Consider the following 15,919-nt stretch of genomic DNA (forward strand, 5'->3'; position numbering starts at 1 on the left):
CTTTGCTCAGGAGACTTCGAAACCTGCCGCGGGTCGCATGGGTCGCCGCCCTGGTCGCGGCGGCGAGCGCAGGCGGCTTTGTGTTCATGGTTTCGGGCGGTGCCCGAGGGGACGTTGCGGCCATCGGTCGAGTCCTGCATTTGATGCCGCGAGCGACCACGCCGCTGGCGACGGTGACGGCGTCAGCCCGGTCGGCACAGCCGCCGACCGCGGCTAGCCACGGAGACATCCTCGACCGCCTCCGCGCCGCGCACACGCCAGCACTCGAAAGAGTGATCCTCGAGACAGCCCGAGCTGCCGTGGAGAGCGCGGCTGCGCAAGAGGAGGGGGCGAGCCACGGTGGAATCACCGCCTCAGGTAAGCGAGGGGAATCCAGCGACCTCGGCGACTTGGATGGAGCGGTAGATGAGTCAGTCCTCCGTGCACCGGCGGGCGTGTTCGTTGCGCTCATACTCAACGGCAGCGTGAGGGGGTGTATGGGGACGGCTTACCCCATGGAGGCATCGCTGCTCGAGGAGGTCGCGAGCGCGGCCCGCATGGCGGCGACGTGCGACCCGCGGCGACCCCCGGTACGACCGGAGGAGGTGTCGCGTCTCGGCTACTGTGTGTCCGTAGTGGGAAGGTTGAGGAGGCACGACCCTCGAGAGGCGCTCGATCCGAGTACCCAGGGCGTCATAGTGAGGGCAGACGGCGGCCGAACGGGAGTCGTGCTGCCTGGCGAAGCCAGGACGGCCGCGTACGAGACAGCCTGGGCAATGAGAGAAGCGGGCGTTCTACCCGGCGACCACTTCGATATGCTGATCTTTGAGACGGAAAGATTCGGTGAAGCCTTGCCGTTAAGGCGATAGGCCAAGGAGGTATGCCGCGATGAGAGCCAGTTTTCCGCGCTCGACACGTTACGCGGCGGCTCTGACAATCCTGGCTGCGGTGCTTCTGGCGGTAGTTGCAAGACCACTTTCAGCCGACAGCGCCGATACGGGGTACCTTCACGTATACGTAGAGGAACGAGTCTGGGCGCCTTCCGAGCACCCATCGGTGATAGTACGTGGAAAGGGCTCGAGCAGGGTGGACCTTGAGGTCTGGAAGTTCGACCCCGCGAAGCAGTATGAGGAGCACGGGTCGCTCAGCTCTGTCGCGGAGACTCTGCCTCGGGGCGAGGCCGTGCTCGTGAAGGAGATCACCCAGTATCCACGGCCGGAGAAGCAGGGCGAGGACTTCACGCTCGAGGTGCCGATTGCCACCGAGGGAATCGCGGGCTACGTTGTAAGAGTCAGCGACAACAAGGGTCGCGAGGACGCCACGTGGATCCTCGTGACCGACTTGGGTCTAGTTACTAAACAAGCCGATGACAAGCTCGTGGTATACTCCCATACCTTTACCAGCGACGTTCCCTGCGAGCGTGCGCAGGTGACCGTGTTCAGCGAGGGCCGGGAAGTAGGGCGTGGCACCACAGGACATGACGGCGTATGGGTCCTGAGCACACCGGACCTTCCGAGGAATCTTACGGTAGTTGGAACGTTCGGCACAAGCTTTGCGCAGGTGACATCGTCGTACTACTGGGAAGACTCGAGGTACAAAGCATACATCTACACAGACAGACCTGTGTATCGTCCAGGCCAGAGAGTGTTCTTCAAGGGCATCCTCAGAAAGGAAATGGACGGCGAGTACGAGGTCCTCCGCGAGGAGCCGGTGACCGTGGAGGTCCGCGACGCGGTAGATGCGTGCATTTACAAGTTCGAGACCACGACGAACGGTTATGGCTCTTTCGTCGGAGAGGTGGTGCTGGGAGACGAGCCGTCCCTTGGAACCTACCGAGTGCTCGCGACGGTGAGAGGAAGCACGCACTCGGGCATGTTCAAAGTGGCGGCTTATCGCAAGCCTGAGTACCAGGTACAGGTGAAAACGTCAAAGACCACGTATGTGGCGGGAGACGAGATCGAGGCCAAAGTGAAGGCGACTTACTATTTCGGCGCGCCGGTCCCCGGAGCGAAGGTTCGGTACGCGGTCTACTCGCAACCTCACGAGCTTCCGTACTACTTGCCGGAGGATCTAGGCTACTATCCAGAGGGTGACACGGATCTCGGTTACTACGGAGAGCTGGTGGCGTCAGGTGAGACCGTCACCGACGCGCGCGGGTCGGCGACGTTCGACGTGAAAACGGGTCCTGCGGATACGACGCGCAGAATGTTCATCGAGGCGGTCGTGACAGATGAGAGCAGACGTGAGGTCACGGGCAGAGCCTCGGTGATAGTGGCACGGGGGTTGTTCGACCTGAGCGTGCAGCCGGTTGCGTACGTGTTTGAGCCAGGACAGCCCGTCAGCGTGAAAGTGAGAGCCGAGACGATGGAAGGCAGGCCGCTCGCAACGCTCCTCAAGTGGCAGGCCATGCGCGAAACGTGGGAGGGCAGGAAGGCGAAGAGGTGGAAAGAAGCCTCGGGCGAGCTCCGCACAGCGGCGGACGGGAGAGGGAGTCTTGAATTCAAGCCTCGCGACGAAGGAGCGTACGTGGTTGAGGTCGTCGGCAGGGATGCTCGTGGTAACCGAATAGCGTCTGAAGCGTACGTATGGGTTGCGAGCGGGGCGGGTCGCTGGCCAAGTTACGGCGGCCCTGAGATTGAGATCGTCACCGACAAGGATGTGTATAACGTAGGCGACACGGCAAGAGTCCTTGTGAACACTGTGTTCGATGACGCGTGGGCGCTCGTGGCCGTCGAAGGGCGCGACATCACTTGGCACGAGGTGGCGCACATCGAGGGGCACACCAAGCTGTTCGAAGTGCCGGTGACGCGGCAGCACATGCCGAACGCGTTCTTCACCGTCACGGTGGTCCGCGGCAAGAGGCTTTTCTCCAACGAGAAGCCCATCTACGTGTCGACCAAGGACAACTATCTAAACGTGGTCATCATGCCCAACAAGGAGACGTACGAGCCCGGTGAGAAAGCAACGTACGTGGTCAAGACTTGCGACGCGACGGGACGCCCTGTGCAGTCCGAGGTGTCGCTCGGAGTCGTCGATGCATCCATATATGCGATCTCGCCGGAAATCGCGCCCGACATCAAGAAGGTGTTCTATGGATCCATCTGGAACAGGGTCGTCACGAACTACTCGTTTCCCGAATGGTACTATGGAGGCGCGGACAAGGACGGGGGATCCGCTGAGATTCGGAAGGACTTCGAGGACACGGCGTTCTGGAACCCCACCATCATAACGGACAGGAACGGCACCGCGAAGATAGAGTTCACGATGCCCGACAATCTCACCACGTGGCGCGCGACCGCCAAGGCGCACACGATGAAGACTCAGGTGGGTTCGGCAACCCGCGACGTGGTGGCCACGAAGGACATGATCGTGAGGATCGCCACGCCCAGGTTCTTCACGTTGGGAGACAAGACGGCGGTCACGACCGTGGTACACAACTACACTGGGCGCAAGAGTGTCGCGAAAGTCGCCATGCGAGCAAAGGGGATCGCGCTCGTGGACGCCGGAGAGCGCGTGGTCGAGTTGGCTCCGATGAGCCAGAAGTCCATCGACTGGCGGGTTGAGTGCGAAGAGGTGGGAGACGCAAGCTTCGTAGCGTCCCTCCTGGACGATGACGGCCGAGTGAGGGACTCCATGGAGCAGACCGTGCCCGTGCTCGCCTTCGGAGTTCGCCACGAAGTTCACGAAGCAGGTGAGAGCGGCGACGAGAGGGTCGTGCGGTTCGACGTGCCTGAGAACGCCCTTGCGGGCACGGTGAAAGCCAAGCTGAGGCTCGCGCCCTCCATCGCGGCCACGGCTCTCGGGGCGCTTGAGTATCTGGCGTCCTTCCCATATGGGTGCGTGGAGCAAACCATGAACTCCTTCCTTCCCGACGTGGTCGTGTCACGCGTCATTCGCGAGCTCGGGGCGAAAGCGTCAGGGGTGGAAAAGGACCTTCCGAAGATGGTCTCTGCGGGTCTCGCCAGGCTCTACCGCTACCAACACTTCGACGGCGGTTGGGGTTGGTGGGAATACGACGAGACGGATCCGAGGATGACGGCGTACGTGGTGTACGGCCTCGACCTTGCGCGAAAGGCCGGGTTCGACGTGGACGAACGGGTTCTGGCTAGGGGGAAGGCTGCCCTCGCTGAGCTGATCAATGAGCCCCGCAACGTCGATGACCTGGTATACGAGCTCTTCGTCATGTCCGAGGTCGGTGCGAGAACCCTGCCCAGGCTGAATGAGATGGTCTCGAGGAGACGCGAGCTGTCCGAGTACTCGCTCGCACTCCTCGCGTTGACCCTGCGCAAACAGGGCAGGGTGAGCGACGCCCGGCTCGTGCTGAAGGATCTGCTGGCAGCGGCGCGCGGCGACGGTCTGCGGACGTACTGGGACGCCCCGGACGGGGAAAGGCGCTGGGCGGACAACCGCGTGGAAACGACGGCTCACGCTCTGATGGCGCTGCTCGCGGTGGATCCCAAGAACGAGAGGATACCTAGCGTCGTGCGATGGCTTGCGGATGCGCGACAGGGTGTGGCGTGGTTTTCCACCAAGGATACCGCAGCAGCGGTGTTCGCACTGGCCGAGTACATCAAGCTGCGCGACGAAGTGTCGCCCGACTATACAGCGGTGGTTCGCATGAATGGAAAGGACATCGGCAGGGTGCGTTTCACCGCGAAGGACGTTTTCGAGAAAGAGGTTGAAATCGTGGTGCGCCCCACAGAGATCGTGCGCGGCGCGAACGTGCTCACGATCTCCAAGGATGAAGGGAGAGGCAGGCTATACTATGCTTTCTCGTGCGAATACCACACCGCTGCGGAGACCGTTTCGCCAGTTGCCAATGGCGTGGCGGTTGTCCGAGGCTACTACAGGCGGTTTCCCGCCCGACAGGCCGCAGGCGGGACAACAGGAGCAGTGGGCGGGGGGCTCATAGGAGGTGGCGGCGCGTCGCGGGCGCACGCCGACCACAGGGGAACAGACGTCGGCCTTGGGGACAAGACAAGTCACGTGTATGAGCCCGTAACCGGACCCGTGAAACCCGGCGAGGAAATATACGTTCGCATAACCATCAGGGCGGACAGTCCATACACCTATGTGATCGTGGAGGATCCGCTACCGTCGGGATTCGAGGCATCAGACGAACCTGTAGATGCGTACAGCTGGGACTTTTGGTACGGCAGGAAGGAAGTGCGCGACGAAAAAGTGGCCTTCTTCAGCGGGTACCTGAGGAAAGGCGAGAACGAGATAGTGTATCCCATACGGGCGGAACGGCCCGGGACGTACAGGGTAATGCCGACTCGGGTCTGGGCGATGTACTCCCCTGAGGTCTTTGGACAATCAGCAAGCTCGACGATATCTTGCGTTGAACCTGTCCTCGCAAGCTTCTCTACGCTTCTCAAGGATCCCGAGCGCAGCCGGAACCATAACATCACCCTGGCTGCGGCGGCGGTCGATGGTGTTGTGCTCCAGCCGGGCGAGGAGTTTTCGTTCGACCGCGTCGTGGGTCCGAGGCTCGCGGAGACAGGGTACAAGGAGGCCCGTGTAATCTCCGGAGGCCGGAGCGAACCGGGGATCGGCGGCGGGGTGTGCCAGGTGTCGACGACCCTCTACAATCTGGCGCTGTTGGCGGGGCTGGAGATAGTGGAGCGGCATCCACACTCCAGGCCGGTGGATTACGTCCCGCCAGGGCTCGACGCGACAGTGGCGCAAGGCCAGTGCGATCTCAAGTTCCGTAACACGCTTGGCGTGCCAATCACCTTCTCGGCGCAAGTGGACGGGGGCAGGCTGGTCATGGAGGCGAGCGGGCGGCTCCTGAAGCCGCCTGAAGTCAGTGTGACCACGGAGATCCTCAAGACCGAGAGACCGAGGCTGATCGGTAGCCCGAGCGGAGCGGCTCCGGGAGGAGCGGAGGGGCCCGCGGCTTCCGTGAATGGAGGGGAAGACGGAATCCGTGTAGCCGTGTGGAGGAGTTTCAGGCTTGATGGCGAAACCACAAGAGAGCTGGTATCAGAGGACTACTACAGACCGGTGCATGCGGTGGCTTCGGCCCTGCATTAGGAGCCGTTGGTGCCAGGGGCGCGTTCGTCACCAGATGAGGCTTGGATGAGGCTTGATCGCCACGTGTCTCCGGCAGCTCCGCGTTTGAGAGCCGAGAGCGCGCTCTGGACGCAGGGCGGTCGGCGGCGGTGAGCGACGCACGGACCGGCGGAAGCCTGTCTTGTGCGGCGGGTTGCGCGGGTTGAGGAGAAGGCCGGGGCGGAGCGGCCGTTGGGCTTGAAACGACGTACAGCAAGGTGGAGGGAGTTGTTTGGCTGGGCGAGCGACCAGCGTGGAGCTGCGTAAGACTCCCCCGACGCCGGATGCGGCGGCGGGGGATGTTCTTGCTATGAGACGGAGGGTCATTCAGCTGTCGGCCCCGGTGTTCGCCGAGGTCGTCCTCCAGACCTTGACTCAGGTAGTGGACATGGCGATGGTGGGGCGGCTCGGGGCGAGCGCCATCGCAGCAGTGGGCTTGAGCATGCAGCCTCTGTTTCTCGGGCAGGGCGTGTTCATGGGGCTGTCCGTAGGCACGACCGCTCTGGTGGCGCGGTTCACAGGGGCTCAGGACCGCCGGATGGCTGCCAGGACCAATCACCAGTCCTTCTTGGTGTCGATGATTCTTGCGATCGGCATGTCGGCCGGGGTGTACGCGTACGCGCGAGACATCGTGGGTCTCATGGGCGCGGAGCCGGACGTGATCGCCCTTGGCACGTCATATCTCAGGCGCCTCGCGCCGGGGTTCGGCGCTCTCCTCGGCACAATGACCGTCGGTGGAGCTCTGCGCGGCGCGGGAGACACGACCACCCCCATGAAGATCAACGTGCTGGTGAACTTCGTCAACGTCGTGGGAAACTACGCGCTCATCTTCGGGCATCTCGGCTGCCCAGCGTTGGGAGTGGAGGGGGCAGCGTTGGCTACGACAGCGTCGAGGATCGTTGGCGGGGCGCTGTTCGTTTGGGCATCGTGGCGACCTGGATCGCCCGTAGCGCCTACGAGGCGTCAGCGTCTCGAGGAATACCTCAAGGTCGATGTCGCGCTGGTCGGACGGGTGCTCAGGGTGGGAGTGCCTGCAATCCTCGAGAGGCTGGTCATAAGCTCCGGGATGCTTGTTTACATAAGGGAAGTGGCCGGCCTGGGAACGGTCGTGTATGCCGCGCACAACGTGGCCAACAACGCGGAGTCGCTGTCCTTCATGCCAGGTCTCGCGTTCGCAACAGCCGCGACCGCTCTCGTGGGACAGGGTTTGGGCGCTGGGAAGCCCGACGCCGCGGAACGGAGCGCCCAAGAAGCGCTGAGGCTCGGCCTCACCGTCATGGGCGCGATGGCGTTGGTTTTCCTCGCAGCGCCTCAGTACCTTATGATGATCTTCACGTCCGATCCGGAGATAATCAGGCTCGGGTCAATGGCGCTGCGCGTGATATCCTTCGCGCAGATCCCGATGGGTGTGGCGTTCATTTACTCTGGAGCTTTACGCGGGGCGGGGGACACTCGATCCGTTCTCTACGTGACGGTATTCGCGGTGTGGGTTGTGAGGCTCAGCGCGACTTACATTCTGGTAAGCGTGGGCGGGCTTGGCCTCGTCGGCGCCTGGCTCGCGATGGTAGCGGACTGGCTCGTCCGCGGAGTGTACGTGTGGCGCAAGTTCAGGTCGGGCCGATGGAAACCGCTTCAGGTGTGATCAGTAGCATACTGCGCGGTTTCTCAGGATGCCCCGCTGGAAGGGACGGAAATGGTGACATCGATCGAGAGCTTGGACCTGGCAGCCCAGAAGCGCGGAATCGATCGTGAGATCAGGAGACTTGCTTGGCCAGCCATATCCGAAATGATCCTCCATATGTTCGTCTGGATCGTCGACACGGCCATGGTCGGCCGCCTCGGAGCTCAGGCCCTGAGCGCGGTGGGTCTCGGCGGGAACGTCTATTGGACGTGCACGTGGATCTGCGGAGCCATCGGGATAGGCGTCCAGGCCATGGTGGCGCGCGCGGTCGGGGCGGGAGACACGCGAAGAGCGGCGTTTTCCGCGGGCCAAGGACTTCTCGCTGGGTTCGGGCTGGGCGCCGTGCTGGCCGGGGGCGCGATGGGGGCTGCTCCTTGGGTCTACCGGTTAGCCGGCTTCGCGCAAGACGTGAGCGTTCCTGGCATCGAGTACATGCGGATCGTAGGCGCGGGAGCGCTCCTCTTCATACCCTTGCAGGTTGGGGCGGCCATTCTCCGCGGGTCGGGCGACACGCGTACCCCGTTGTACGTAACGCTGGTGACAAACTCCGCAAATCTCGTCGGGGACTACGTTCTCATCTTCGGCGTCTTCGGTCTCCCCAAGCTCGGTGTGAGGGGTGCGGCGCTCGCCACGCTAATCGCCCATGTGATCGGCGGCCTGCTGACCCTCGGAGCGGTTTTCCGAAGGAACGGACGGGTGCGTCTGCGAGCGAGGGACGTCCTTCGTGTGGACGCATGCACGCTCAGAACGCTGGTCAGACTGAGCGTGCCCGCAGGCGTCGAAGAGGCGCTCATGAACGGTTCGCGCCTTCTATCATCGTTCATCATCGCGACCCTCGGGACCGCAGCGTTTGCCGCGAATCAAGTGACTGTGGCCGCGGAAGCGCTTTCTTTCATGCCAGGCTACGGTTTCGCGATGGCAGCGGGCATTCTGGTGGGACAGAGCCTCGGAGCCAGGAGGCCGGACCTTGCGATGCAAGTGGGCTACAGGTCGCTGCGGCACTCGGTGGCGGTGATGGGAAGCGTGGCCGTGGCGTTCCTTGCAGCGCCGCGTTTCATAATCGGAGTGTTTACGGACGACCCGGAGGTCATTTACACGGCCTCCGTCTGTCTGCGCATAGCCGCTTTCGAGCAGATCTTCATCGGGATCACCGACACGCTCTGCGGCTCCCTCCGTGGAGCCGGCGACACGCGCACGGCGCTTCGCATCACCGCCGCCGGCACGTGGCTTGTCCGTGTGCCGCTCGTAGTGGTTGCCGTGTACCTTCTGCACCTCGGCCTCCCCGCAGTGTGGGCCATAACCTGCCTCGACTGGGCCGTCCGCGCCGTCCTGGCCGCGAGGCATTTTCGCGCCGGAAGGTGGCAAGAGGCGCGAGTGCATTGAAGTCTCCAGGGGCCCCGGTCAAGAATATGAGTTTTCCACAAGGAAACCCACATCTTGTGTGGAATGCTATATCCATCCACTATATGTGGAGCGATTGCCAGCAACTGGCTGGTGCTGCCGACGTTTTCGGCGACTTCCTCGGCAGCATCTTCTGCAGGACCGTCCACGATCCGGCCGTTTGTCGGCCTGCTCTCCGGGAGGGGTTGGCGTGAGCTTGTGTCTCTCTTTGAAAGAGCCGCGGATATCCAGCAACGCCATGGCTGTGCTGGAAAGCCGGTACCTGAGAAAGGACGAAACGGGAAAGGTGGTTGAGACCCCAGGGGAGATGTTCTGGCGAGTGGCCAGGAACATCGCGCTGATGGACGCTTTGTACGATCCGCGGGTGTACAGAGCGCCAGGCGGCGAACTTGGCGAGACGGTCGAGCCTGCGACCAGGCCGCCTCACTCCACCGACATCGACGCGGCGGCTTTCGTGTCGGATCTCACGCGGTGGGATTGGGCTGCGCTGAGACACGCATTCGAGGACATGGTCGCACGAGGCCTCGTCACAGCGACATGGGAAGAGGTCGAGCAGGTGGTGGAGCAGTCCTCGGGATCGCTGGCTCTAGCGGCTGTAGAGTTCTACAACCTCATGGTTGAGGGGGTGTTCATGCCTAACTCGCCGGCGCTCAGCAACGCCGGCAGGGAGCTGCAGCAGCTCTCCGCGTGCTTTGTGCTTCCCATCGAGGATTCGATGGTGAGCATTTTCGACACGCTCAAGCACGCCGCGCTCATCCACCAGTCAGGCGGCGGCACAGGCTTTGCTTTCAGCAGGCTGCGTCCAAAGAACGATGTCGTAAGGACCACGGGTGGGGTCGCGTCGGGACCCGTGTCGTTCATGAAGGTCTTCAACGCCGCCACCGAGGCGGTGAAGCAAGGAGGCGTGAGGCGCGGTGCCAACATGGGCATCCTTCGGGTCGACCACCCCGATATCCTGGAGTTCATCACAGTCAAGAACGAGCCCGGTCAGGTAACGAACTTCAACATCTCAGTCGCGCTCACGGGGAAGTTCATGGAGGCCGTCGACAGCGACGGCGAATACGAGCTCGTGAACCCGCGGAGCGGCGAGGTCACCGGGCATCTTAGAGCCCGGCAGGTCTTCGACCTCATTGTGGAGTCGGCGTGGCGCACGGGGGAGCCGGGCGTCATATTCATCGATCGCCTGAACGAGTTCAACCCCACACCGAACGTGGGAGTGTATGAGGCTACCAATCCTTGCGGGGAGCAGATGCTGCTTCCTTACGAGGCGTGTAACCTTGGCTCAATAAACTTGGCGAAGTTTGCCATAGGGACGGGATGGGGCTCCCGAGACCCGGGCTCGTCCGTGAATTGGGAGGCGCTGCGCGACACGGTCCACGTCGCGATGCACTTCCTCGACAACATGATAGACGCGAGCCGCTACCCCCTGCCGGAGATCCAGGCCATGCACAAGGGCAATCGCAAGGTCGGCCTGGGCGTTATGGGGTGGGCGGACCTCCTGGCTGAACTGGGGGTCCCGTACGACTCCGAGGAGGCTGTCGCCCTAGCTGAGAGGGTGATGAGCTTCATTCTCGAGGAAAGCAGGAAGGCATCCGCCGAGCTCGCGCGGCGGAGGGGAGTCTTCCCGAACTGGAAAGGAAGCAAGCGCGAGGAGCAGGGCCTCAGGGTGCGGAACGCCACCACCACGACGGTCGCGCCGACGGGGACCATCAGCATCATCGCGGGGGCCTCGTCGGGCATAGAACCCTTCTTCAGCCTCGCGTTTACCAGACACGTCCTTGACCGCAAGGAGCTCGCCGAGGTAAACCCGCTGCTCGAAAGGCGGGCGAAGGAGCTTGGGATATACACGCCGGAGCTCATGGAGGTCATAGGTTCGCGCGGAACGCTGGCGGGCGTCGCCGGCATCCCTGAAGATTTCCGGCGGGCATTCGTGACCGCACACGAGATCGAGCCAGAGTGGCATGTGAGGATGCAGGCAGCTTTCCAGAAATTCACGGACAATGCCGTGTCCAAGACGGTGAATTTCCCGCACGACGCTGAGCCCGCAGACGTGGAGAAAGTCTTCCGTCTTGCGTACGAGCTGGGCTGCAAGGGAGTGACCGTGTACAGGGACGGGAGCCGCGAAGAGCAGGTCCTGACGGTCGGAGCGCGGTCGGGAAGCTGTCCAGACGGAGGCCGCGAGGGCAGCGCCGGAGGCTCGCGGAAGGATTTCGCGGACGGGGGAACGGCACGGGCGACTGGCACCGAGAAGGACGGCGCAGCGGGAGGCCAGCGCATCAACGGCGTGTGGGGGAAGATTCGCCCGATAGAAAGGCCCGACAGGCTGGAAGGGTTCACCGACGTCAGGGCGACGCCCCTTGGCAAGCTCTTCCTCACGCTCAATACGGTGAATCGCCACCCCATCGAGCTGTTTGCACAGATCGGAAAGGCGGGAAGCGATGTCTCGGCTTTCACCGAGGCGATAGCGAGGCTCGTGTCGATCGCCCTTCGGTCGGGTGTGGACCCTCAGGAGGTCGCCGACCAGCTCGTAGGCATCGGTGGTTCGCGGAGCATCGGGTTCGGTCCAAACAGGGTGCGGTCGGTTCCTGACGCCATCGGACGGTTCCTGGACGGTTACCTCCGAGAGCTGCGCGGCGAGACATCCGTGAACGTGCTCGAAGCCCGCACGGCGGGTGGCGGCGAGGCCGAGGCGTTCGCGAGCGACGAGGCCGCCTCGTCCAAGCTCTTCAGTCTCTGTCCGTCTTGCGGCACCTGGAACCTGGTCCACACGGAAGGGTGCCTCAAGTGCATGGCGTGCGGGTACAGCGAATGCTGAGCGTAATCCCTTGCCGCCAGGCTTCGCCGAGCCATGGCCGAGCCATGACAGACTGCAGCCGCCGGCAAGCTACGCCGGCCGGGAGGTGGCGGTGCACATCGCACGACCGGACTTAGCCTGTGATTCCCATCCTGTCGAACACCACGTCGCCCCCTAGAACCGTGGCTAGCACTCGGGTATTGATGATGTCGTCGGGTCTAGCAGCGAAGAGGTCCTGGGAGAGCACTACGAAGTCGGCGAGTTTGCCGGGGGCAATCGATCCCTTCAGGTGCTCCTCGCCGGAGGCGAATGCCGCGCCCAGTGTGTAGCCGTGGACGGCCTGTTCTACCGTAAGGCATTCCTCCGTGCGCCAGCCGGGCAGCCGAACTTCATCTGCGCGCTTTCGCGTCACGGCCGCGAAGATTCCCTCTATAGGGTCTGGGGCTTCCACAGGCGCGTCCGAGCCGAACGCAAGGCGTGCGCCGGCCGCGGCGAGGGACCTGTAGGCGTAGGCCAGAGACTCCCGCTTACCCCAATGCAAGTCGGCCATGTACCGGTCCGAGGTGGCGTGGACGGGTTGGACTGAAGCGATGACGTCCAAAGCCGCGAACCTGTCCAGGTCGTCAGGATGCACCAGCTGGGCATGCTCTATCCGGTGTCTGAGTCCCCTTCCCTGTGTCGCGCCGGCCTTGCCGGGATCTTCTGCGCCCGCGCCGGCCCGCGAAGGCACGCAAGCAGGCGCCTGAGCCGCTCGCGCGGCCGCCTCGAAGGCATCCAGAACCATCCTGTTCGCCTTGTCGCCGATGGCGTGGACTGCGACCGCTATGCCCGCCCCTGACGCTCGTGAGATCACGTCGACGAGCTCCTCGGGAGTCGTGGTGAGGATGCCCGTGCTTTCGGGGTTGGTCGAGTACGGCTCGAGGAGCACCGCGCTCTGAGACCCGAGTGCGCCGTCGGCGAACACCTTCAGAGGACCGACGCGCAGGTGCGAGTTCCCGAATCCCGTAGTGAGTCCCAGTTCGATGGCGTGATGAAGATTGGAATGTGGGATCATCATGTACACTCGCAACCCCAGCTCACGCCCGCTCGCCATGCTCTGGAACGTCCTGAAGGCGAGGTCGTCCTCGCAGTCGTGGATGCCGACCACGCCTAGCTCATGCAGGTGCGGTATGGCGGCGGCGACCGCCTCCACGCACTCGGCCAGGCTGGGGGCAGGGATGACCCTTTCCACCAAGGCTTGGGCGCTTTCGCGCAGGATGCCCGTGGGCTCACCGGTGCTCGCGTCGCGTTCTATCTTGCCCCCTTCGGGGTCTTGGGTTCGCCCGCTCACCCCCCCTGCCGCGAGGGCTGCGGAGTTCACCCACATGCTGTGACCGTCCTTGCTCGTGAGCGCCACGGGACGGCCGAGAGACGCCGCGTCGAGGTGGGCGCGTGTTGGGACGCCGCCGTCCTTCCAGATGCTCCTGTTCCACCCGTGGCCGAGGATCCATTCACCGGGTTTCGTGCGAGCTGCCCTCTCGGCTACCATCCGGACTATCTCGTCGATGGACGTGACTTGGTCGAGGTTCAGGCGCCGCGCGCCGAGGGCGTACCACACAAAGTGGATGTGGCAGTCGATGAATCCGGGGACGACAGTGGAGCCTCGGAGATCGATCCGCTGGTAGCGCCCGCACAATGCGGCCTCTGCTTCCTCGCGCGTTCCGACCGCAACGATCCTGCCGCCGGCCACGGCAATGGCTGATGCCTTGGGGCACCGTGGATCCATGGTATGGACGCACGCATTGTGGTAAAGAGCTCTGTCGTACATGACGGTCTCGGTCCTCCCACCCTCGTTGCCTCGGGCCAAACGCGCGATGCATCTCGTGGCGTCGCGAAACTCACTGCCCGCTTGGGCCCCTTACAAGAGGAGTATACTGGCAAGAGGGTGTTGGCGCAATGGGCAGCGGGGACGGTGCGAAAAGAGCGTCCCGCCTTCCCCGCGTCCAATGCCGACCGAGAACGCCCGGCCATGAATATAGTTGACATTATCAATAATTGCGCGTATCATAGATTCTGGATTGCGGGAGGTGCGCTCATGGATGACCTGGATTACGCGGTGCAGATGCGGGAGCTACTGAGGAAGCTCGTTCGGGGGATCGGGCTGCTCGACCGCGAAGACGCCGAGTGTTGCGGGATGACATTATCCCAGTGTCACGCGCTTGGTGAAATCGCGGCTGACGAAGGATTGACCGTTGGCGAGCTCGCCGGGCGGCTGTGCGTGGATCCAAGCGCGGTGACGAGGATAACCGATGCCCTCGTCCAAAGCGGGCTTCTGAAAAGAGCGGGAGACCCAGAGGATCGCAGGCAAGTGAGGCTACACCTTACAGCCGAGGGAAAGGCGCTCTGGGAGGATACGCAGAGGGTGATGGCTGAAAGGGCAGGCGCTCTGGCGAGACGGATCCCCGTAACGGAGCGCGAATCGGTACTCACGGCGCTCGAACGTCTCGTGGAAGCGCTGGGCGATGAGGGTTATCTGCTTAGGTCGTGGGCGAAAGGAGGATGTCAGGGTGGAGGAGAGCGAAAAGGAGCGGAAGCTGGAAAGGGAGATCCTTGCTCGATACGAAGCCGTGGCGAAGAGGTTTGAGGAAGACGCGGCGAGTGGTTGCGGATGCGGTGCGTCGGCGGGCGGACCGGAGGAGTCCGGCGGGGCTGCGAGGTGCTGCTCGAGCGGGCCCAAGGTCACGGGCAGTTGCTGCGACGGGCGCGGTGCACGAGAAGGATCGGGCAGCGGACTGAGGGGCGCGACGCGTGATGCGACGCGCTTGGATACTAGGGAAAGCGGCTTGGGATGCGCGCGTCTCGATTCGTTGATTGAGCTTTACCCCGGGGAGGTTCTCCTGGACATCGGGAGTGGACCGGGACTCGAAACCTCGAAACTCGCGCGGCGAGTGGATCCGGCTTGGGCTTTCGGCCTGGACCCTGTCGCCCGCATGGTCAAGGTGGCATCGGAGAACGCGCGGAGGATGGGCGTAAGGAACGTGTCATTCCTGAAAGGATCGGTGGAGGACATCCCCTTGGCCGACGAGAGCGTGGACGTTGTCGTGTCAAACTGCGTCATCAACTTGGCCATGGATAAGGAACGCGCCATGCGAGAGGTGTTGAGAGTCCTTCGCCCCGGCGGGCGTTTGACGGTGGCGGACACTGTTTGGCTGGGTGCCCCTTCCGCAAGCGTCAGGGAGAGCGCCCAGGCATGGGCATCGTGCATAGGTGGGGCGCTCGAGGCGGATGAGTACCCCGGCATTCTCGCAAGGGTCGGGTTCGAACACCCGAGGCTGAAGGTCTTGCATGCAGCAGACGCCTCGGCCTCTTCGGGGTGTTGTGAGCCAGGGTATTGCGGGTCGGCCGCAGGGCAAGACGATGACGAAGGTCGCGCGGAAGGCGGCACAAGGAGCGTTTGCGGTTGCACCCTCCCGCCTGAAGCGCCCGCGCTCGCGAGCGCTCTCGTGACCGCGGAAAAGGGCGGTTTCCCCGACGGGGCCGTCAAGATACGAAGGGCAGAGCCAGGGGACCTCGGCATCGTCGTCCGCATCCTTGAAGCGGCCGGGCTGCCCGTGGCGGGCGTCCAAGAGCATTTCGGCGAGTTCATGGTTGCCCAGGCGCCGGACGGCACGATCACGGGAGCAGCTGGCCTCGAAGCACACTCGTCCTCGGCTCTGCTGAGGTCCGTGGCCGTGCTTCCTCGCTGGCGCGGTACGGGAGTGGGCCGACGCCTGGTGTCTACGCAGCTCTCGAGGTTGGCCAGCGGAACTCACGTGTACCTGCTCACGACGACTGCGGAGGCGTACTTCCGTTCGTTTGGGTTTGAGAGGATCTCAGCGGAGGACGTTCCGGAGGAACTAAGACAGTCTCGTGAGTTCCAGGGGGCGTGCCCACAGTCCGCCGCGGTGATGCGCCTCGTTCTGTCGTAAGCGTGGACTCGCTCGAGACAGGCGGTCCCGCGCTGGTGTGGGAGTGCCAAGCATCGGGATCCG

Annotated in this window: 8 protein-coding genes; 7 read left to right on the forward strand and 1 reads right to left on the reverse strand. The window is 63.4% G+C overall.

Annotated features, from left to right (window positions below; translation table 11 throughout):
• Nucleotides 1-2 precede the first annotated feature (2 nt).
• From NUW12_07255 to NUW12_07275, 5 genes are all read left to right on the forward strand, one after another.
• Nucleotides 3-848 (forward strand): AMMECR1 family protein, encoded by an 846-nt coding sequence (locus NUW12_07255; GenBank protein ID MCR4402568.1) that lies wholly within the window; start codon nt 3-5, stop codon nt 846-848.
• 19 nt (nt 849-867) lie between these two features.
• Nucleotides 868-6,015, forward strand: coding sequence for a VanW family protein (locus NUW12_07260; GenBank protein ID MCR4402569.1), 5,148 nt, complete (start codon nt 868-870; stop codon nt 6,013-6,015).
• Nucleotides 6,016-6,343: 328 nt separating this feature from the next.
• The gene (locus tag NUW12_07265; GenBank protein ID MCR4402570.1) at nt 6,344-7,675 is read left to right on the forward strand and encodes an MATE family efflux transporter; all 1,332 of its coding nucleotides are present in this window, start codon (nt 6,344-6,346) and stop codon (nt 7,673-7,675) included.
• Between the two features lie 51 nt (nt 7,676-7,726).
• Nucleotides 7,727-9,097 (forward strand): MATE family efflux transporter, encoded by a 1,371-nt coding sequence (locus tag NUW12_07270; protein MCR4402571.1) that lies wholly within the window; start codon nt 7,727-7,729, stop codon nt 9,095-9,097.
• A gap of 208 nt (nt 9,098-9,305) precedes the next feature.
• On the forward strand, nt 9,306-11,930 hold the full coding sequence (locus tag NUW12_07275) for a vitamin B12-dependent ribonucleotide reductase (GenBank protein MCR4402572.1): 2,625 nt from the start codon (nt 9,306-9,308) through the stop codon (nt 11,928-11,930).
• Between the two features lie 112 nt (nt 11,931-12,042).
• Here NUW12_07275 and NUW12_07280 read toward each other — a convergent pair whose 3' ends face one another.
• Entirely contained in the window at nt 12,043-13,716 is a 1,674-nt protein-coding gene (locus NUW12_07280) for an amidohydrolase family protein (GenBank protein ID MCR4402573.1), read from the reverse strand.
• Between the two features lie 267 nt (nt 13,717-13,983).
• Here NUW12_07280 and NUW12_07285 point away from each other — a divergent pair, with 267 nt between their 5' ends.
• Nucleotides 13,984-14,532, forward strand: a complete 549-nt coding sequence (locus NUW12_07285) for a MarR family transcriptional regulator (GenBank protein MCR4402574.1) — start codon at nt 13,984-13,986, stop codon at nt 14,530-14,532.
• Nucleotides 14,456-15,856, forward strand: a complete 1,401-nt coding sequence (arsN2, locus tag NUW12_07290; GenBank protein MCR4402575.1) for an arsenic resistance N-acetyltransferase ArsN2 — start codon at nt 14,456-14,458, stop codon at nt 15,854-15,856. Before NUW12_07285 ends, arsN2 begins: the two co-directional genes overlap by 77 nt.
• Nucleotides 15,857-15,919 lie beyond the last annotated feature (63 nt).

This window comes from Bacillota bacterium, from assembly GCA_024653485.1.
Classification (GTDB): Bacteria; Bacillota; SHA-98; order UBA4971; family UBA4971; genus UBA6256.